The organism is Sabulicella glaciei (assembly GCF_026183895.1).
Classification (GTDB): Bacteria; Pseudomonadota; Alphaproteobacteria; order Acetobacterales; family Acetobacteraceae; genus Roseococcus; species Roseococcus glaciei.
On the sequence record NZ_JAPFQI010000007.1, the window covers coordinates 18,476 to 36,432 of the forward strand.

General features: G+C 71.4%; 19 protein-coding genes. 12 read left to right on the plus strand and 7 right to left on the minus strand.

The genetic code is table 11. The annotated features are described in order from the left end of the window. The first annotated feature begins 148 nt into the window (after nucleotides 1-148). Nucleotides 149-895, plus strand: a complete 747-nt coding sequence (locus tag OF850_RS10810; protein ID WP_301590098.1) for a DUF2189 domain-containing protein — start codon at nucleotides 149-151, stop codon at nucleotides 893-895. Here OF850_RS10810 and OF850_RS10815 read toward each other — a convergent pair. Together OF850_RS10815 and OF850_RS10820 are read right to left on the minus strand one after the other, a co-directional pair. Next, nucleotides 885-2,465: a DUF4214 domain-containing protein gene (locus OF850_RS10815; protein ID WP_301590099.1), complete on the minus strand. Its 1,581-nt coding sequence runs from the start codon at nucleotides 2,463-2,465 to the stop codon at nucleotides 885-887. The genes OF850_RS10810 and OF850_RS10815 overlap by 11 nt on opposite strands. A 77-nt stretch (nucleotides 2,466-2,542) precedes the next feature. Further along, nucleotides 2,543-3,277 (minus strand): sulfite exporter TauE/SafE family protein, encoded by a 735-nt coding sequence (locus OF850_RS10820; RefSeq protein ID WP_301590100.1) that lies wholly within the window; start codon nucleotides 3,275-3,277, stop codon nucleotides 2,543-2,545. Nucleotides 3,278-3,376: 99 nt separating this feature from the next. Here OF850_RS10820 and pdxA point away from each other — a divergent pair, with 99 nt between their 5' ends. Genes pdxA through OF850_RS10840 form a run of 4 tightly spaced genes read left to right on the plus strand, consistent with a single transcriptional unit; the run spans nucleotide 3,377 to nucleotide 6,396 of the window. Continuing rightward, the gene (pdxA, locus tag OF850_RS10825; RefSeq protein ID WP_301590101.1) at nucleotides 3,377-4,345 is read left to right on the plus strand and encodes a 4-hydroxythreonine-4-phosphate dehydrogenase PdxA; all 969 of its coding nucleotides are present in this window, start codon (nucleotides 3,377-3,379) and stop codon (nucleotides 4,343-4,345) included. Next, nucleotides 4,345-5,079, plus strand: coding sequence for a pyridoxine 5'-phosphate synthase (locus tag OF850_RS10830; protein WP_301590102.1), 735 nt, complete (start codon nucleotides 4,345-4,347; stop codon nucleotides 5,077-5,079). The genes pdxA and OF850_RS10830 overlap by 1 nt, the downstream gene beginning before the upstream one ends. A gap of 40 nt (nucleotides 5,080-5,119) precedes the next feature. After that, the gene (locus OF850_RS10835; RefSeq protein WP_301590103.1) at nucleotides 5,120-6,079 is read left to right on the plus strand and encodes a sodium-dependent bicarbonate transport family permease; all 960 of its coding nucleotides are present in this window, start codon (nucleotides 5,120-5,122) and stop codon (nucleotides 6,077-6,079) included. Continuing rightward, nucleotides 6,076-6,396 carry a P-II family nitrogen regulator gene (locus tag OF850_RS10840; RefSeq protein WP_301590104.1) on the plus strand — a complete coding sequence of 107 codons (321 nt, stop codon included), beginning with the start codon at nucleotides 6,076-6,078 and terminating at the stop codon, nucleotides 6,394-6,396. Before OF850_RS10835 ends, OF850_RS10840 begins: the two co-directional genes overlap by 4 nt. Before the next feature lie 17 nt (nucleotides 6,397-6,413). Here the strand turns inward: OF850_RS10840 and OF850_RS10845 are convergent, their stop codons facing one another. Further along, entirely contained in the window at nucleotides 6,414-6,944 is a 531-nt protein-coding gene (locus tag OF850_RS10845) for a hypothetical protein (protein ID WP_301590105.1), read from the minus strand. Between the two features lie 87 nt (nucleotides 6,945-7,031). Here OF850_RS10845 and ispH point away from each other — a divergent pair, with 87 nt between their 5' ends. The 4 genes from ispH (at nucleotide 7,032) to OF850_RS10865 (ending at nucleotide 10,525) form a co-directional block, all read left to right on the plus strand. Further along, nucleotides 7,032-7,991: a 4-hydroxy-3-methylbut-2-enyl diphosphate reductase gene (gene ispH / locus OF850_RS10850; RefSeq protein WP_301590106.1), complete on the plus strand. Its 960-nt coding sequence runs from the start codon at nucleotides 7,032-7,034 to the stop codon at nucleotides 7,989-7,991. A gap of 7 nt (nucleotides 7,992-7,998) precedes the next feature. Beyond that, nucleotides 7,999-8,967, plus strand: a complete 969-nt coding sequence (locus tag OF850_RS10855; RefSeq protein WP_301590107.1) for a homoserine kinase — start codon at nucleotides 7,999-8,001, stop codon at nucleotides 8,965-8,967. Next, nucleotides 8,960-9,406: a ribonuclease HI gene (rnhA, locus tag OF850_RS10860; RefSeq protein ID WP_301590108.1), complete on the plus strand. Its 447-nt coding sequence runs from the start codon at nucleotides 8,960-8,962 to the stop codon at nucleotides 9,404-9,406. Before OF850_RS10855 ends, rnhA begins: the two co-directional genes overlap by 8 nt. A gap of 111 nt (nucleotides 9,407-9,517) precedes the next feature. Then, nucleotides 9,518-10,525 (plus strand): glycosyltransferase family 2 protein, encoded by a 1,008-nt coding sequence (locus OF850_RS10865; RefSeq protein ID WP_301590109.1) that lies wholly within the window; start codon nucleotides 9,518-9,520, stop codon nucleotides 10,523-10,525. A gap of 5 nt (nucleotides 10,526-10,530) precedes the next feature. Here OF850_RS10865 and acdA read toward each other — a convergent pair whose 3' ends face one another. The 4 genes from acdA to OF850_RS10885 all read right to left on the minus strand — a co-directional run bounded on the left by acdA (nucleotide 10,531) and on the right by OF850_RS10885 (nucleotide 14,406). After that, nucleotides 10,531-11,745 (minus strand): 3-sulfinopropanoyl-CoA desulfinase, encoded by a 1,215-nt coding sequence (acdA, locus tag OF850_RS10870; RefSeq protein WP_301590110.1) that lies wholly within the window; start codon nucleotides 11,743-11,745, stop codon nucleotides 10,531-10,533. Between the two features lie 4 nt (nucleotides 11,746-11,749). Next, nucleotides 11,750-12,382, minus strand: coding sequence for a DUF533 domain-containing protein (locus tag OF850_RS10875; protein WP_301590111.1), 633 nt, complete (start codon nucleotides 12,380-12,382; stop codon nucleotides 11,750-11,752). Between the two features lie 43 nt (nucleotides 12,383-12,425). Next, on the minus strand, nucleotides 12,426-13,382 hold the full coding sequence (locus OF850_RS10880; protein WP_301590112.1) for a hydrogen peroxide-inducible genes activator: 957 nt from the start codon (nucleotides 13,380-13,382) through the stop codon (nucleotides 12,426-12,428). 97 nt (nucleotides 13,383-13,479) lie between these two features. Then, nucleotides 13,480-14,406 carry a manganese catalase family protein gene (locus OF850_RS10885; RefSeq protein ID WP_301590113.1) on the minus strand — a complete coding sequence of 309 codons (927 nt, stop codon included), beginning with the start codon at nucleotides 14,404-14,406 and terminating at the stop codon, nucleotides 13,480-13,482. Nucleotides 14,407-14,630: 224 nt separating this feature from the next. Here OF850_RS10885 and OF850_RS10890 point away from each other — a divergent pair, with 224 nt between their 5' ends. The 3 genes from OF850_RS10890 to OF850_RS10900 all read left to right on the plus strand — a co-directional run bounded on the left by OF850_RS10890 (nucleotide 14,631) and on the right by OF850_RS10900 (nucleotide 17,937). Beyond that, nucleotides 14,631-15,206, plus strand: a complete 576-nt coding sequence (locus OF850_RS10890) for a peroxiredoxin (RefSeq protein WP_301590114.1) — start codon at nucleotides 14,631-14,633, stop codon at nucleotides 15,204-15,206. 157 nt (nucleotides 15,207-15,363) lie between these two features. Beyond that, on the plus strand, nucleotides 15,364-15,894 hold the full coding sequence (locus OF850_RS10895; protein ID WP_301590115.1) for a carboxymuconolactone decarboxylase family protein: 531 nt from the start codon (nucleotides 15,364-15,366) through the stop codon (nucleotides 15,892-15,894). A gap of 168 nt (nucleotides 15,895-16,062) precedes the next feature. Next, entirely contained in the window at nucleotides 16,063-17,937 is a 1,875-nt protein-coding gene (locus OF850_RS10900; RefSeq protein ID WP_301590116.1) for a calcium-binding protein, read from the plus strand. The last annotated feature ends 20 nt before the right edge of the window (nucleotides 17,938-17,957 follow it).

The following is a 17,957-nucleotide window of genomic DNA, read 5'->3' on the forward strand; positions in this document are numbered from 1 at the left end:
CGCCCACCGAAGGCGGGGCGTCCTTGATCCGGATCAAGCGGCCCCGGCGCCGCCGCATGGCAGAACCCCATCCACGCCCGGGAGAACCACGCGGATGAGCATTGACACCTTTCCGACCCCCATTCCGTCGCACGCAAGGATTCGGCGCGTGGCCACGGACCGGCCATGGACCTGGCTGGCGCGCGGCTGGGCCGACCTCCTGGCGGCGAAGCCGGTCAGCCTTGCCTACGGGTTCGCCCTCACCCTGTTCGGCTGGCTGCTGGCGCTGCTGATGTTCGAGATGGGCACCGCCTGGGCGATCCTGCCGGCCACGGCGGGGTTCTTCATCCTGGCGCCGCTCCTCGCCGCCGGGCTCTACGAGACCAGCCGCCGCCTGTCCCTCGGCGAGCGGCCGGGACTCGCCGAAGCCGTGGCGGGGTTCCGGCGCAACGGCGTCCAGCTGGCGATGATGGGCGCGCTGCTGCTGGTCATCCACCTGTTCTGGACGCGCGTGGCCGGGCTGCTCTTCGCGCTGTTCTTCGGCTTCGGCTTCGGGCCGACCCTGGCGGATCTGCCCTTCGCCCTGCTGCGCAGCGACCACCTGCTGCCCTTCCTGCTCATCGGCACCGGCTTCGGCTTCGTGCTGGCCACCGTGGCCTTCGCGACCTGCGCCGTGTCCATCCCGCTGCTGGTGGACCGGCCGGAGGTGAGCTTCCTGGAGGCGGTGACCCTGTCCGTGCAGGCGGTGATGGAGAACAAGGGGGCCATGGCGCTCTGGGCCGGGCTGATCGTGGTCTTCACCGGCCTCGCCCTCGTCCCGTTCTTTCTCGGGCTGGCGGTGGCGCTGCCGCTGATCGGCCACGCCACCTGGCACGCCTATCGCGACCTGGTGGCGCCCGGCGACGTCACAGCATGAAGTCGCTGACCGGCTTGAGCGAGGCGTAGCTGCCGCTCAGCGGATTGGCGACCCAGCCGGAGGCGTCGGCCAGGAACCCGGCCTTGTCCATGCGCCCATAGGCGATCTCCCAGGTGTACCAGGAGATCTGCTCCGTCATGATGGAGGCGCCGGCCTCGCGGAAGAAGCCTTCCACGAAGGCCCAGGGATGCGCCCCGCCCCATTTGGCGGCGAAGCCGGGCTGGGCGACGGTCCATTCCGCGAGGTCGCGCAGGCTGGCTTGGCCGAAGAAGATCTTCATGTACCAGTCGCGATAGAGCTGGTCGGGCGGGATGTCGGCGCCCAGCCGCATGATCGTGTCGGCCTGGGTGGCGCGCGGCCGGTCCTGGGTGATGCCCAGCGCCGCCCGCTTGGCGACGAAGCCCGTGGCGTCGCGCCAGTTGCCGAAATCGATCACCAGCTGCTCGCGCGACAGCCCGGCATCGAGGCGGGCCGTGTGGTAGTTCTCGCCATTCGGGTCGCGCCAGTCGATCGTGTTGCGGTACAGGAGTTCGACGAACTGGCGGTTGGAAAGGGTGCCGTATTTCGCCTGGAAGGCCGGCATCACCAGCATGTCCCGCACCCAGTCCACCTCCTTGTACCAGGAGTGGTAGAAGGCGTCGGACATGAAGCCGATCACGGCCCCGCCCGGCTCCTCCTTCATGAGTGCGTGGTAGAGGTTCCAGACCCGCGCCTCCTTGCTCTTGGCGTCGAAGACGATGCGGCTGTCGATGAGGTCGATGATCCCGGTCTTTTCCGCCCAGACCTCCTCGCCGCTGCGGAGGGTGAAGCGGATGGCGGTGGAATAGTCGCGCACCAGGGCGAGGTCGGATTTGGACCACTGGCCGATCAGCGTCTTGCCCAGCCAGAAGAACCCCTTGCTCACCTCCCCGGGCAGGAGGAGGTTGGCGAGGGGCTGGCCCGGCACGGCGCCCGTCGCCACCTCGATGCGGAGGTCGAAGCCCGCGGATTGGCGCCCGTCCGACACCTCGACGAAAAGGGAGCGGATCGGTCCGTCATAGGCGGAAAGCATCATACCCGGCTTCAGGCGGAGCTGGCGGCCCACGAACTCGAACAGCCAAGCCTCGTCCCCCCGCACGTGGAAGGAAAAGCCGGAGACCGTGTCCGGGTCCGTCACGGCCAGCGTGCCGATCACCGCCCCCGTCGCTCCGGCGAGCACGCGCCCGCCGGTCGCGAAGGACAGTGCCTGGGGCGGGGTGTCGTCCACGTCCTGCACGCGCACGGTGTATTCCGCGGCGGACAGGGCGACCGTGCCGTCGGCCATGAAGAAGCGGATGCGGAAGGACAGGTCGGCGCCCAGGCCGACGAGGCCCAGCCCCTCGTAGTCGATGCGGGCGAGCGGGTTCACGAGCAGCGTGCCCAGGTGCCGGTTCAGCGCAACGTCGAAGAAGCTGGATCCCGGCCCTTCCAGATCCACGTAGCGGATCAGGGCAGGGTCGAAGGTGAGGTTAAGGGAGCCGAACCACCCCCAGGAGGCGGTGTTCTCCATGATGGTCCCCGGCAGGCTGCCGAGGAGATTGACCTGCTGCATCCATGCGCCCCGCGCTCGCATCCGATGCAGCGATGCGTAGGGGACAGCCCCTTAAGCCCGGGTAAGCGGCGTCCCGTTCAGGCGGCGAGACGCACGGCGAGGGCCAGCAGCACCACGCCGTTGAACAGGAAGAGCCCGCCGGCCAGGGCATGGGCGCGCTCGCCCGCGACGACGCGGCGGAAGAACTGCCCGAGCAGCGCCACCCCCAGCAGCGCCGGCACCGTGCCGGCCGCGAATCCGGCCATGGCCAGCCCCCCGGCCAGGGCGCTGCCCGAGGCCGCCGCCCCAGCCAGCGCCGCCCAGAGCAGCCCGCAGGGCAGGGCCGAAAGCAGGAGGCCGAGCCGGAACCCCGCCCATGGCCCCGGCGCGGCGAGAAGCGGGCCGAGGCGGCGCGACAGGAGATCGGGCAGGCGCGGCACCGGCAGCCGCGGCAGCAGCGCTGCCAGCCGGGCCGAGCCCTGGGCCAGCATCGCCAGCGCCGCCAGGGCGAGCAGCAGGGCCGCGACGAAGCGCATCCCCGTCAGCCCGGACAGCAGCGCGCCGAACCCGCCGGCCGCCGCCCCCAGCGCCGCGTAGCCCGTGGCGCGGCCCAGGTGGTAGGGCAGCAGCGCCGCCCCGGCGAGGCGGCGCACCGACCCGCCGGACAGGGCCGAATCCGCCCGCGCCCCGGCCTGGGCCAGCACGAAGGGGCCGCACATCCCGGCGCAATGGGTCAGCCCGCCCGCCAGCCCGGCCAGGAACAGGGCGCCCACCAGCGCGGGCAGCCCCGCCGGGCCGAGCGCGGCGAGGTCATGGAGGCAATCCGCCAGCATGGGGGAACACTAGCCCGGCATGCGCCGCCCCGCATTGCGCGGCATCAAATCCGCGCCCGGCTGATGCGCGGGCGCCGCCTCTGGGGTAAGCCGATTCCCATGCTCGCACTCACCATGGGCGAACCCGCCGGAATCGGCCCCGAGATTTCCGCCCTCGCCTGGCAGGCGCTGCGCAGGGACGGGCCGGGCTTCGTCCTGCTGGGCGATGCGGGCCTTGTTTCCGGGGTTCCGGTGGCCCGGGTGGCCTCTCCCGAGGAGGCGGAGGCGGCCTTCCCCGAGGCCCTGCCGGTGCTGCACCGCCCCCTTCCCGCCCCCGTCCGGCCCGGTCGCCCGGACCCGGCCAATGCCCCGGCGGTCTTGCGCTCCATCGAGGAGGCGGTCGCCCTGGCCCGCGAAGGCCGCGCCGGGGCGGTGGTGACCAACCCGATCCAGAAGGCGGTGCTGACCGCCGCCGGCTTCCCCCATCCCGGCCACACCGAATTCCTGGGCGAGTTGGCCGGGACAGGCGTGCCGCCGGTGATGATGCTGGCCTGCCCGGAGCTGCGCGTGGTGCCGGTGACGGTGCATGAGCCGCTCGCGCGGGCGATCGCGCGGCTGACGCCGGAACTGATCGCGGAGCACGCGCGCATCACCCACGACGCGCTGCGGCGGGATTTCGGCATCGCGGAGCCGCGCCTCGCTGTGGCGGGGCTGAACCCCCATGCGGGCGAGGCCGGGACGCTGGGCCATGAGGACGAGGCGATCGTCGCCCCCGCCGTGGCGATGCTGCGCGCGGAGGGCATCGCCGCCACCGGGCCGCACCCGCCGGACACGATGTTCACCGCCCTGGCCCGGCCCGGCTACGACGCCGCCATCTGCCTGTATCACGACCAGGCGCTGATCCCGATCAAGACGCTGGACATGGAAGGGGGCGTGAACGTCACGCTCGGCCTGTCCATCATCCGCACCTCGCCCGACCACGGCACGGCGCTCGACATCGCCGGGACCGGACGGGCCAGCCCCAACAGCCTGATCGCCGCGCTGCGCCTCGCAGCGCGGCTGGCCGAAGCCCGGAGGAACGCCGCCTGATGCGCCTGTCCGTCAACGTGGACCACGTCGCCACCCTGCGGAACGCGCGGGGCGGCGCCTTCCCCTGTCCCGTCGCGGCGGCGCGGCTGTGCATGGAGTCCGGCGCGGACGGCATCACCGTCCATCTGCGCGAGGACCGGCGCCACATCCGCGACGCCGACGTGTTCCGCATCGCCGCCGAGGTGCCGACGCGGCTGAACTTCGAGATGGCGGCGACCGTGGAGATGGTGGCGACGGCCCTGAAGCTGCGCCAGGCGCATGGCCTCGCCGCCTGCTGCATCGTGCCGGAGAAGCGCGAGGAACTGACCACGGAAGGCGGGCTGGACGTCCTCGGCGCGGGGCCCTTCCTGGCCGACGCCGTGCGGCGCCTCGCGGAGGCGGGAATCGAGGTTTCCTTGTTCGTGGAGCCGGACGCGGCGCAGATCGCCCGCACCGCCGCCCTGGGCGCCCAGGCGGTGGAGCTGCACACCGGCACCTATGCCGAGGCGCTGGAGGGGGAGCGCGCGCCCCTCGCCGCCCGTCTGGCCGAGGCGGCGCGGGCGGCGGCGGGGATGGGGCTGAAGGTCCATGCCGGGCATGGGCTGTCCTTCGACACGGTGGGCGCCATCGCCGCGATGCCCGAGGTGGAGGAGGTGTCCATCGGGCATTTCCTGATCGGCGCCGCCGTGTTCGAGGGGCTTCCCGCCGCGATCCGCCGGATGCGGGCGGCGATGGCACGGCCTTCCCCGCGCTGACCGGCTTTTCCCCACCGCGCTTCCGGTCTAGGGGGCGCGCGTGACCGGCCTCGCGACGCTCTTCCCGCCCCCCATCCTGTTCTTCGCCCTCGGCTTCGGGGCCGGCGCCGCGCGCGCCGACCTGTCCATTCCCGATGCCCTGGCCAAGACGCTCTCGCTCTACCTGATGGTCGCCATCGGGCTGAAGGGCGGCGCGGCCCTGGCCACGCCCGGCGGGGCGGAGGGGCTCTGGGCCGCGCTGGCCGTGGGGCTGGCCCTGTCCTTCCTGCTGCCGGTGCCGGCCTTCGGCCTGCTGCGCCTGGGGACGGGGCTGGACCGCGACACGGCAGCCGCCGTGTCCGGCCACTACGGCAGCGTTTCCGTCGTCACCTTCGCCGCCGCCTCCGGCATCCTGGCGACGCGCGGCGTCCCGGCCGAGGGCTTCATGCCCGCCGTGCTGGCGGCGATGGAAACCCCGGCCATCCTGTCCGCCATCCTGCTGGCCCGGCTGGGCGGGGGCGCCGGGGGGCCGAAGCTGCAGGGCGGCAAGCTGGCGCGCGAGGTGCTGCTGAACGGGCCGGTGGTGCTGCTGCTCGGCTCCTTCCTGATCGGCTGGATCACCGGACCGGCCGGCAAGGCGCAGCTTGCCCCCTTCACCGAGGCGCTGTTTCCCGGCGCGCTGTGCCTGTTCCTGCTGGAAATGGGCCTGATGGCGGTGCGGCAGCTTCGCGTCGGCGGGGGCGGCCTGTCGGCGCGGCTGATCCTCTTCGCGCTGGCCATGCCGCTGATCGGCGGTGCGGCGGGCCTCGCCGGGGGGCTGCTGGCCGGGCTGTCGCCGGGCGGGGTGGCGCTGATGGCCGTGCTCGGCGGCTCCGCCTCCTACATCGCCGTGCCGGCGGCGATGCGACTCGCCCTGCCCTTGGCCGATCCCGGCGTCTACGTGACCCTGTCCGTCGCCGTCACCTTCCCCTTCAATATCCTGGTGGGGATTCCCCTTTGGCTGAGGATGGCGGGCACATGACCGAGACGGCGCTGCACGCGCGCAAGCGCATCGAGATCGTGGTGGAGGCGAAGCGCGCCGACGACGTGACGGAGTTGCTCGACCGCCTGGGCGCGACGGGATGGACCGTGCTGCCCGTGGCGCAGGGGCGCGGGCGCCAGGGCATCCGCCAATCGGGCGACCTGTCGGGCGTGCTGGACAACGTGCTGATCCTCTGCATCGGCAGCGCCGCCCTGGCGGAGCGGGTGCTGGCGGCGCGCGAGGAATTGCTGGGCGCCCGCCCGGCCATCGTCTCGGTCAGCGAGTGCCAGGTGCTGCGGGGCGAGCGCTTCGGCTGACCCTCCGCCGAGGCAGGCTATTGCGGCCCGCGGCGCCGGTTCAGCGCCAGCTCCTCCGGCGAAAGGCGGAACCCCACCAGGATGCGGAGGTCCTGGATGCGGCGCCCTTCCCGCACCGGGAAGGCGATCTCGATGGACGGGGTCGCAAGCTCCGCCCGCGTGGTGTTGGGCGCGAAGGTGACGGGCAGGGTGAAGGCCTGGCGGCTCAGCACCTCGTCCCCCTCGACCACCGCGATGAACCAGGGAAGCTCCGCCGTGCGGGTCCGGGCGGCCGGGCCGCGATCCACCCGCATCCGCACCGAGACGGTGGCATCCACCGTGCGGTCGCGCCGGCCGCGGCGGCAATTGCCGTCCACCGCCGTGATCCGCGCGTCCAGCACCAGGGTGGACAGGTCGGGCGGCGCGCCGGGCTGGTAGCGCGTCAGGTCGGCCGCGTCGGCGGGCAGGGAAAGCTGCGGGCAGGCCACCAGCCGGTCCTCGAGCCGGGCGCTGCCGCACCCCGCCAGCGCCAAGGTCGCCGCAGCCGCCACCATCCATCGCCGCATCATCCAGCCCTCCTCCGGCCCGCGTCTCTGGCACCAAACCGGCCAAAGGGATAGATAGCGGGACCATTCCCCAGTCCGGAGGCCCCGACCATGGCCGAACAGCGCCCCCTGCACGTTCTTCTCGCCGGCCCGCGCGGCTTCTGCGCCGGGGTGGACCGCGCCATCAAGATCGTGGAGGAGGCGCTGCGCCGCTACGGCGCGCCCGTCTACGTCCGGCACGAGATCGTCCACAACCGCTTCGTGGTCCAGTCGCTGGAGCGGCAGGGCGCCGTGTTCGTGGAGGAGCTGGACGAGATCCCGGATGACGGCCAGCCCGTCGTCTTCTCCGCCCATGGCGTGCCCAAGGCCATCCCGGCCGAGGCGGAGCGGCGGGAGATGTTCTTCCTGGACGCCACCTGCCCGCTGGTCAGCAAGGTGCACCGGGAGGCGGAGCACCATTTCGGCCGCGGCCGCCACATGTTCCTGATCGGCCATGCCGGCCATCCGGAGGTGGTGGGCACGATGGGCCAGCTCCCCCCTGGCGCGGTGACGCTGGTGGAGGACGAGGAGGAGGCGCGCCGCGTCCAGCCGCCGGAAGGCGTGCCCCTCGCCTTCATCACCCAGACGACGCTTTCCGTGGACGACACGGCCGAGATCGTGGACATCCTGCGCGGCCGCTTCCCGGAGATGTCCGCGCCGGCCAAGGAGGACATCTGCTACGCCACCACCAACCGGCAGGCGGCGGTGAAGGCCATCGCGCCGCAGGTGGACATGATGATCGTGGTGGGGGCGCCCAACTCCTCCAACTCGGTGCGGCTGAAGGAAGTGGCGCTGCGGGCCGGCTGCGCGCAGTCGCTGATGGTGCAGCGCGGCGCCGATCTCGACCTCGCGCGGCTGGAGGGGGTGTCGCGCCTCGGCATCACCGCCGGCGCCTCGGCGCCCGAGGTGCTGGTGGAGGAGGTGCTGGCCCGGCTGCGCGAGCGCTTCGCCGTCACGACCGAGGAGGTGGTGGTGGCGGAAGAGAAGATCACCTTCAAGCTGCCTTCCGCGCTCACGGCCCAGCCCGCCTGATCCATCCATGGCCGTCTACACGGAGGTGTCGGACGAGGCCTTGCGCCTCTTCCTGGAGGACTACGCGCTCGGCCCGCTTCTCGCCTTCCGCGGCATCGCGGAGGGGGTGGAGAACAGCAACTACGCGCTGAAGACCGAGGCGGGGGACTTCATCCTCACCCTCTACGAGAAGCGCGTGGATCCGGGCGAGCTGCCCTGGTTCCTCGGGCTGATGCGCCACCTTGCCGCGCGCGGCCTGCCCTGCCCCGAGCCGGTGCCGGCACGCGACGGCGAGGCGCTGCGCGAGCTCGCCGGGCGGCCTGCTGCCATCTGCACTTTCCTGCCCGGCGTCTGGCCGCGCCGCGTCCGCCCCTCGCATTGCGAGCCGCTGGGCGAGGCGCTGGGGGCGCTGCACCTCGCGGGCGGTGGCTTCGCGGCGACGCGGCGCAACGGCCTCGGCCCCGATGCCTGGGGGACGCTGCTGGAGCGCTGCCGCCCGGATGCCGACCCGGCGCTGATGCGGGAGCTGGACGGGGCGCTTGCCGCGATCCTCGGCGCCTGGCCGGCGGAGGGGTCGCTGCCGCGCGGCCACATCCACGCGGACCTGTTTCCCGACAACGTGTTCTTCCTGGATGCGGGGCGGCGGCCCACCGTCTCGGGGCTGATCGACTTCTATTTCGCCTGCACCGACCTGCTCGCCTACGACGTGGCGGTGTGCCTGAACGCATGGTGCTTCGAGGAGGCGCGCGAGTTCAACGTCACCAAGGCGCGCTCCCTGCTGCGCGGCTATGAATCCCGCCGGCCCCTGTCGCGCGACGAGCGGGCGGCGCTGCCCCTGCTGTGCCAGGGCGCGGCGATGCGCTTCCTGCTGACCCGCCTCTTCGACTGGGTGAACACCCCCGCCGGCGCGATGGTGACCCGCAAGGACCCGATGGAATACCTGCACAAGCTGCGCTTCTTCCGCGACGCTCCCTCCGCGGAGGCGATCGGTGGCTGAGGAGCAACGCACCGTCGAGATCTGGACCGATGGCGGCTGCAAGCCCAATCCCGGTCCGGGCGGCTGGGCCGCCATCCTGCGCTTCGGCACGGTGGAGAAGGAACTGTCGGGCTACGAGGCGGCGACGACCAACAACCGCATGGAGTTGACGGCGGCCTGCGCGGCGCTGGAGGCGCTGACGCGTCCCTGCACCGTCATCCTGCACACGGACAGCGAATACCTCCGCAACGGGATGGAGCGCTGGGTGAAGGGCTGGATCCGCAACAACTGGCGCAACGCGGCGCGAGAGCCGGTGAGGAATTACGAGCTGTGGCAGCGCGTGCTGGCCGCCGCCAAGCCGCACAAGATCGAGTGGCGCTGGGTGCGTGGCCATGCGGGCGACGCGATGAACGAGCGCGCCGACCGTCTGGCGACGCAGGCGCGCGAAGCAGGGCGCTAGGGGCGCGGTTTCCGCGCAACCTTCCCCTCTCTGGGCGGTTCTTCCCGCACGGGGGTCTATGACAGCGCATTATCATTTCCTTCATCTCGCCGGCAGGGCGGGAGGCAGGCCGTGACGCTTCGCATCAGCGTGGTGATTCCGGCGCATAACCGCGTGCATCTCCTGGCCGAGACGCTGGATTCGGTGCTGGCGCAGGACCACGCACCGCATGAGGTGATCGTGGTGGATGACGGCTCCACCGACGCCACGCTTTCCATGCTTGAGGCCTATGCCGGGCGGATCACGGTGGGCTGCATCCCCCATTCGGGCGCGATGGTCGCGCGCAATGCCGGGCTTCGCCTCGCCAGCGGGGACGTCGTCGCCTTCTGCGACAGCGACGATGTCTGGCTGCCCGGCCACCTCCAATCCATGGCGCGGCTCTGGGAGGCGGCGCCGGGGCTGGACGCCGCCTATGCCAATTTCCGACTGGTGCGCGACGGCGTCTGGGCCGAGCGCGACAAGTTCTCCGATGCGCCGCCCGGCTTCTTCGCGGGAGCGCGGCTGCTGGGCGGCGGCCTCGCCCTCTTCGACGAGCCCCCCTTTCCACGGCTGCTGCGCTTCACCCCGTTCTTTCCTTCCGCCCTGGCAGCGCGGCGCGACTTCCTGCTCCGCACCGGCGGCTGGGACGAGGCGGCGCCGCCCGGCGCGAGCCGCGATTTCGCCACCGCGCTGCGGGTCGCGGAGCATGGTCGCATCGGCCTCGTGCTCAGCGCCACGGTGAGCATCCGCCAGCCGGCGCGGCTTTCGCCGGCGCAGGTGCAGCGGATGAACCTGGACGACGCCGCCATCCTCGACCACGTGCTGGCGACGCGGCCGAGCCTGCTTCCCCACGCCGCCGCCATCCGCGCCAGCGCGCGGCGACGGCGGCTGCAGGCGCTGGAGACGGCCTTCGTGCGGCAGGATTTCGCCGCGGTGCGCGCCATCGCCGCGCGGCTCGGCGCCACGCCGCCGCTGCGCGTCCACGCCAAGATCGGCGTCGCCGCCCTGCCGCCCGGGCTGCGCACCGTGGCGGCGCGCACCCTGCTCAGCCTCGGCACGCTGCGCAGCCAGACGCTGCGGCGCGTCGCGCAGGGGGCGTAGCGGCGCTACTCGGCGGCGAGGCGCCCGGCTTCCTCCTGCGCCAGGGCCATCAAGCCCTCGCGCGTCTGCGGCAGCTTGCGGCCCAGCAGCTGCTCCGCGACCTGGTTGCGGAGGATCTGCGCCGTGCCGCCCGCGATGGGGAACATGCGCGCGTCGCGCACGGCGCGCTCCATCGGGTTGTCGCGCGAGTAGCCGGCGGCGCCCCAGAGCTGCAGCGCCATGTTGGTCACCTCCACCGCGCTGTCGGCGGCCAGCACCTTGGCGCGGGCGGCCATGAGCCGGTCGGGGAAGCCATTGGGGCCGGCGCTGGCGGCGGCCTGCCAGATCAGCGCGCGGCTTGCTTCCAGCTTGATGGACATGTCCGCCAGCATCCAGGACAGGCCCTGGAACTCGGCGATGGGGCGGCCGAACTGGCGTCGCCGCTGCACGAAATCCAGCGCGCGGTCATAGGCACCGGCCGCGATGCCGAGCGCGGCGGTGGCGGCGCCGACGCGCTGGCCGTTATAGGCGTCCATCAGCTTGGCGAAGCCGCGCTTGAAGCCGCCGCCCGCGCGCAGCACCATGGAATCCGGCACCTCCAGGTCGCGGAAATGCAGCTCCGCCTCCGGCATGCCGCACAGTCCCATGGAGGGGATGCGCCGCTCCACCACCAGGTTCGGGTGCGGGCCGAGCACGAGGAAGCCGCCGATCCCCTTCTCCTCCCCGTCCTCGACCGCGCGGGCGAAGATCAGGTGCAGGCGCGACACGCCGCCGCCGGTGATCCAATGCTTCACCCCGTTGATGACCCAGGTGTCGCCGCGCCGCACGGCGGTGGTCGTCATCTCGGAGGCGGCGGAGCCGGCCTCCGGCTCGGTGATGCAGATGGCGGGCTTGTCGCCTGCCAGCACCGCCTCGGCGGCCATGCGGCGCTGCGCGTCGGTGCCATAGGCCATGGTGGCGCCGATCGCGCCCATGTTGGCCTCGACGGCGATGCGCCCGCACACGGCGCAGCCCTTCGCCATCTCCTCCACCACCAGCACGGCGTCGAGGTAGGAGCCGCCCTGCCCGCCCCATTCGCGCGGGATGGTGAGGCCCATGAAGCCGGCCTCCGTCATCCGTCGCACCATGGGCCAGGGGTATTGCTGCGTGCGGTCGGTCTCGGCGGCCTGGGCGGCGGCCTCCCCCGCCAGTTCGCGGGCGCGGGCGCGCAGGCGTTCCTGCTGCGGCGTCAGGTTGAACACGGCTTTATCCTCCCAGCCTTGTCTCGATGGCGGCGCGCGTCGCGGCCGAAAGCTTCAGCGCCCCGCCCAGCCCGTCCAGCCAGGCGCGTTCGCGCTCGCTGATCGCGCCGGCCCCGGCGCAGGCGGCGGCGTAGATCTGCGCCGCCAGCATCGGGTCGCGCGCCTCGCGCGCCAGGGCGGCGGTTTCCGCCGGGCGGTCGAAATCGGCGAGGACGAGGTCGCGCTCCTCCGCCGACAGCCCGGCCTCGTCCAGGCGGCGGGCGATGGCGGCGCGCTCCTCGCGGTCCAGCTCGCCATCGGCCTTGGCGCCGGCGATCATGGCGCGGAGCAGCAGCAGCGCCTCGCGCGTCTCGGCGGCCGGCGTGGCGGGGCGCGGCGCGGTCTCGGGCAGGCGGCGCGCCGGTTCGGCGCCGCGGCGGATGGGGGGCGGGGCGGGTTCGGCGCTGGCGGGGGCGGCGCCGCGCGGACGTTCCAGCGCATCGGCGGCGATGCCGGCCAGGGCGCCGACCACGCGACTGATCTGGCGGGCGTCGCGCTGCGTCAGCCCGAAGGGCAGGCGCGTCCGCGCCGGGGTGCGCCGGGCCGGACGGCGCGCCTGGCCTTCCAGCACGGCGCCAAGGATGCGGCCGAGATCCATCCGGCGAGCCTAGGGCAGATTCCGGGGCGGCGGAAACGGGCGGCTAGGCCGGCACCCTCTCCTCCTCCGCCGGGCAAGGCGCGGGGCCTTCCAGCCCGGCGCGGATCACGGGCAGCAGGGCGCGGAACTCGGCGGCGCGGGGGCTGCGCGGGCGCCACGCGAGCGCCAGCGTGCGGGAGGGCGACTCGCCCGGTTCGCCGAGTAGGGGGCGAAGCGCCACATCCGTGCCGCCCAGGACGCCGCCCTCGACCGCGAGGCGCGGCAGCAAGGTCAGGCCAAGCCCGCCCGCCACCATCTGCACCAGCGTGTGGAGCGAGGTGGCGGCGAATTCCTCGCCGGCGGCCAGGCTGCGCGGCAGGCCGCACGCCTCCTGCGCCTGGGCACGCAGGCAATGCCCTTCCTCCAGCAGCAGCATGTTCTCGCCGGTCAGGGCGGCGGCGGGCACGCCGGGCTGGGCGCAGAGCCGGTGCGCGGGCGGCAGGGCCAGCAGGAAGGGATCGGCCGAGACCGGCTCCACCTCCAGCCCCTCGCACTCGCAGGGCAGCGCGAGGAGCAGGAGGTCCAGCCGCCCGGCGAGAAGCTGGGCGCGCAGCCGTTCCGTCGTGTCCTCGCGCAGCCAGAGGCGCAGCCGGGGCAGCGCGTCGCGCAGGGCCGGCATCAGGCGCGGCAGGAGAAACGGCCCGACCGTGGGGATGACGCCCAGGCGCAACGGGCCGGACAGGGGATCGCGCGAGGCGGCGACGGTTTCCGTGACCGCTTCCAGCGCGGCGAGCGCGGCGCGGGCGCGCGCCACCACCTCCAGCCCCAGGGGCGTGAAGATCACGCGCTTGCTGTTGGACCGGTCGAGCAGGCTGGCGCCGAATTGCCGCTCCAGTGCGATCACCCCCGCGGAGAGGGTGGACTGGGTGACCGCGCAGGCGGCGGCGGCGCGGCCGAAATGCCCGTGTTCCGCCAGGGCGACGAGGTAGCGAAGCTGCTGCGGGCTGGGGAGGTGCATCAATCGGGCCGGCCGGACATGCGACGATCAATAGGGATCATCGAAGGCGACCGTCCAGACCAGCGGGGCGCGGGGCCGGCATGACGCCGGCCCCGGCCTGTCAGCGCGACACCTTGTAGAGCTTGGACGCGACCTCGAACATTTCCTCCGGCGCGTAGTCCGGGGTAAAGGCGGAGGCGACGCCGGTCAGGTCGTGGATCTTGCCGCCCTCGGGCATGCCGTCGATCACTTCCAGCTCGCCGGGCGGGTCGGTGGGCAGCGCCTGCTCGCCGCCGCCGCCCCAGATGCCGGCCATCTCGCGGTAATCCTCGGGGCTGAAGGTGTAGAGGCGGCGATGCGACCCCTCGGCCAGGTATTTCTGGCACTCGGGAATCTTGTCGAGCGGGATGTTCGGGGTGGGCAGCACCTTGTCCAGGTCGGCGCCGGTGATCTTCTTGATGGCCAGCGCATAGGCATGGGCGTGGACCGAGCCGCGCACCAGCAGGTAGCCGCAGACCTCGCGCCCCGTGGGATCGGTCAGGCTCTCGTAGACGCGCAGCTTGTGCAGGCGGGCGCCGCATTCCAGGTGGAAATTGTGCAGCAGGTCCACGATGACGTTGCCCGTGGTCGTGACGAAGTCGCGGTTCCAGGAGGCGCCGTTGCTGTCAACCGGCATGGAGCCGCCGCCATTGCTGTAGAAGGAGGCGGCGAGGCGGATGTCCTTCATCGACTCGAAGGGTGCGTCCGAGATGTCGGCGCCGCCCTTCTCGTTCCCTTCCGAATCGGGGCCGTTGGCGAGCATGGCGACGCCGTTGCTCACCAGCTCGACATGGCCCAGCTCCTCCGCGGTGATGGAGGCGACGAGGCCGTAGAAGGGGCGCAGCTTCGCCTTGGAGCGGAAATTGAAGCTCTGGAACATGTAGTTCCCGAGGGTGGACATTTCCCCGTACTTGCCTCCGAGGAGTTCCTGCAGCGCGGCGGCGGCGTTGGGATCCTGCCGCTTGGGCGCGGGCAATTCGGTCTGCAGCTTGTCGACGCGCAGGAACATCGGAGTCCTCCGATTGGGTGGATCATGACCAGGAATGGTCCTGCGTCGAACGCCCTCTGCCCTCGCCGGCTTCCAGCGCGGTCGATGATTTCATTCGGTGGGCTTCATCGAAAAGCTTGATGGAACTCGCGCAAAGGATTCATTGGTGCAGTGCAGCACGGCATGCCATCTCCCCTGGCAGCGACCCTTGAGGGCCGCGCAACGACACCAGGAGTGACAAGCGAATGCTCACCGTTGGCGACAAGTTCCCCGCCTTCCAGCTGACCGCGGTGAAGGGCGGCGCCGAGGGCCTCGCCGGTCCCGGCAAGTCCTTCGAGGAGATCTCCTCCGACTCCAACCCCGGCAAGTGGAAGATCGTCTTCTTCTGGCCCAAGGACTTCACCTTCGTCTGCCCGACCGAGATCGCGGCCTTCGGCAAGCTGAACGGCGAGTTCGAGGACCGTGACGCGGTGGTGTGCGGCGTGTCCTGCGACAGCGAGTTCGTGCACCTGAACTGGCGCGTCCACAACAGCGACCTGAAGGACCTGCCCTTCCCGATGCTGGCCGACATCAAGCGCGAGCTGGCGACGGCGCTGGGCGTGCTGGACAAGCAGGCCGGCGTGCCGCTGCGCGTCACCTTCATCGTGGATCCCGAGAACACGATCCAGCACGTCGCGGTGAACGGGCTGAACGTGGGCCGCAACCCGCAGGAGACGCTGCGCATCCTCGACGCGCTGCAGACGGACGAGCTGTGCCCCTGCAACTGGACCAAGGGCGAGGACGCGCTGAAGCCGCAGGAGCTGTTCGAGAAGGCGGCCTGAGCGCAGCTCGAACCGCATTCACTGCTTGCAGCGCCAGCCCTGGCGCTGCAAGCGAACGGGGGGCAGCCAGCTCCCCGTGATCCCCCGCTTTCCGCCGCCTCAGCGCAGCGGAAAGCCGGGTGTTCCCCCCCTTCCCCATCCGCCCCTGGAGCCCGCCATGTCGCTGGAAGCCCTTCGCAACGCCCTGCCCGAATACGCCAAGGACCAGAAGCTGAACCTCGGCAGCCTGGCCGCCGAGCCGTCGCTGTCCGCGCAGCAGCGTGCAGGCACCTTTGTCGTTTCCGCGCTGGCGAGCCGCAACGCGACGGTGATCCGCCACATCCTGGCGGAGTTCGGGCCGCTGCTTTCCGCCGAGGCGCTGAACGCCGCCAAGGCCGCCGCCTCCATCATGGGGATGAACAACATCTACTACCGCTTCACCCACCTCGTGCATGGCGACTACGCCACCATGCCGGCCAAGCTGCGCATGAACGTGATGGCGAAGCCGGGCGTGGAGAAGGTGGATTTCGAGCTGTGGTCGCTCGCAGTCTCCGCGATCAATGGCTGCGGCATGTGCATGGAAAGCCACGAGAAGGTGCTGCTGCAGCACGGCACGACCAAGGAGCAGGTGCAGGCCGCGATCCGCATCGCCGCCGTGGTGCACGCCACCGCCGCGACGCTGGATGCCGAGGAAGCGCTGGCGGCTTGACCGCTAGCCGCCTCGTTGGCGGCAAAGATTGCATGAAACACGATATATACAATTTTTAGTTGAGTACGGAGAAGCCCCGATGCTTCTCCACGCGGCTTCGCTTAACCAAAGCGCGAAGATTCATCCGCTAGGACAACTCCTGGCGGGTATCTCCGGAGCGATGGGATCATGAGCGGCAGCATCAACGTGGTGGTGGGTTCGGTCAGCGACGACGTGATCGTCCCTGGGGAGTCATCCTCCCTGGTGACCGGCACCTTCACCGCAGGCGATGACCTCATCTACGCCTCCAACGGCGACGACACGCTGGATGGCGGCGAAGGCGTGAACCGGTTCCATGCCGGGGACGGCGTGCGACTCATGATCTGGCACTCCGGCGCCGACGCCGCGGCCTTTCCTGTCCTGGCCTACAAGTTCGGCCTCGACGGCGTGCTCTGGGGCATCGACAAGCTGGCGAATTTCTCGGTCTTCGTCGGCGGCCCGGAGGAGGACCAGATCCGCCTCGGCCCGCAGGACGACACGGTCTGCGGCGGCGCCGGCGACGACCACCTCGATGGCGGCGCCGGGGTGAACACCCTCGCTTTCCTGGGCGAGGTGCAGATGGGCGTGCAGGTGGACCTGTCGCGCTTCTGCGCCCGCGACGCCTGGGGCTTCACCGACCAGATCCACAATTTCCAGAACGTGGTCGGCACGTCGCTGGATGACGAGATCATCGGCAACGAGCTGAACAACACGTTGGATGGCGGGGACGGCAACGACACGCTGACCGCCTTTGCCGGCGACAACCTGCTGCTGGGCGGCGCAGGCAACGACATCCTCGTCGGCGGATCCGGCACGGACAGGCTGGTGGGCGGCTCTGGCGACGACGTGTACTTCGTTTCCAGCCTCTCCGCCCTGGTGGTCGAGGAGGCGAATGGCGGCACCGACGCACTCTGGGTTCTCGTGGATGGCTTCGTCGTGCCGCTGCACGTGGAGATCGCGGCGCTGGGTGGGACTGCCCGGCTGTTGACCGGCTCGGATGGAGGCGTGCAGCTCTTCGCCAATGCGGCGCTTGGTTCCACCCTGATCGGCGGAAACGGCAACGACACGCTCAACGGCTCCGCCTTCGACGACACGCTTTCGGGCGGTGGCGGCAACGACGTGATCTACGGCAATGGCGGCGCCGACACGATGATCGGCGGCGCAGGCGACGACCTTTTCGTCGTTTCCGACCCTGCGGCCCGGCTTGTCGAGATGGCGGGCGAAGGCAACGACGTCGCCGTCTTCGACGGCAACTTCGCCTTCACCCTCGACGCGCATGTCGAGTTCGGACTGCTGATCAACGACGCGCATATCCTGTCCGCCTCCGACACCGGCTCCACGCTGGTGAATTTCGGCAACCTCGCGGCCACGCTCACGGGCGGCGCGGGCAACGACACGCTGTTCGGCAGCGCGATTGGTGGCGAGACCCTTGTCGGCGGGGCGGGCAACGACACGCTCGTCGGTGGTGGCGGGGCGGATACCCTGGTCGGCGGCACAGGTGACGATACCTACACCATTCAGGATGCGGGCGACGTCGTGATCGAGCAGCCCGACGAGGGCAACGACATTGCCTTCGTCCACGTCAATGGCTGGACCGTGCCCCTGGGTCTGGAAGTCGCCCAGCTGGTCGGTCTCGCCACCCAGCTTTCGGGCGGCGCGGGCAGCCAGACGCTGGTGGGCAACGTGGACTTCGCCTCCACCCTGGATGGCGGGGCGGGCGACGACACGCTGATCGGCACCAGCCTCGCCGACCGGCTGCGCGGCGGCACGGGCAACGACGTCATCGTCTCGGGCGGGGGCGCGGACCAGCTGATCTTCGACATGCCGAACTGGGGCGCGGACAATGTCTTCGGCCTTGTCGCCGGCTCGGGCTTCGGGGTGGACCTGCGCGGCTCGGGCGTTTCCGGCCTCGCCGCCGTCAGCCTCTCCGCCTTTGATGGCGGGGCGCTGCTCAGCACCGCCCAGGGCTCGGTCGCCTTCTTCGGCCTCACCACCCAGCAGGTGCAGGACGCGCTGATCTTCTGATCAAACCAAAGGGGGACGCA

Coding starts and splice junctions, on each gene's coding strand:
- OF850_RS10815 (WP_301590099.1), bottom strand. CDS start 2,465: ATGCAGCAGGTCAATCTCCTCGGCAGCCTGCCGGGGACCATCATGGAG.
- OF850_RS10820 (WP_301590100.1), bottom strand. CDS start 3,277: ATGCTGGCGGATTGCCTCCATGACCTCGCCGCGCTCGGCCCGGCGGGG.
- pdxA (WP_301590101.1), top strand. CDS start 3,377: ATGCTCGCACTCACCATGGGCGAACCCGCCGGAATCGGCCCCGAGATT.
- OF850_RS10830 (WP_301590102.1), top strand. CDS start 4,345: ATGCGCCTGTCCGTCAACGTGGACCACGTCGCCACCCTGCGGAACGCG.
- OF850_RS10840 (WP_301590104.1), top strand. CDS start 6,076: ATGACCGAGACGGCGCTGCACGCGCGCAAGCGCATCGAGATCGTGGTG.
- OF850_RS10845 (WP_301590105.1), bottom strand. CDS start 6,944: ATGATGCGGCGATGGATGGTGGCGGCTGCGGCGACCTTGGCGCTGGCG.
- ispH (WP_301590106.1), top strand. CDS start 7,032: ATGGCCGAACAGCGCCCCCTGCACGTTCTTCTCGCCGGCCCGCGCGGC.
- OF850_RS10855 (WP_301590107.1), top strand. CDS start 7,999: ATGGCCGTCTACACGGAGGTGTCGGACGAGGCCTTGCGCCTCTTCCTG.
- OF850_RS10875 (WP_301590111.1), bottom strand. CDS start 12,382: ATGGATCTCGGCCGCATCCTTGGCGCCGTGCTGGAAGGCCAGGCGCGC.
- OF850_RS10885 (WP_301590113.1), bottom strand. CDS start 14,406: ATGTTCCTGCGCGTCGACAAGCTGCAGACCGAATTGCCCGCGCCCAAG.
- OF850_RS10890 (WP_301590114.1), top strand. CDS start 14,631: ATGCTCACCGTTGGCGACAAGTTCCCCGCCTTCCAGCTGACCGCGGTG.
- OF850_RS10895 (WP_301590115.1), top strand. CDS start 15,364: ATGTCGCTGGAAGCCCTTCGCAACGCCCTGCCCGAATACGCCAAGGAC.
- OF850_RS10900 (WP_301590116.1), top strand. CDS start 16,063: ATGAGCGGCAGCATCAACGTGGTGGTGGGTTCGGTCAGCGACGACGTG.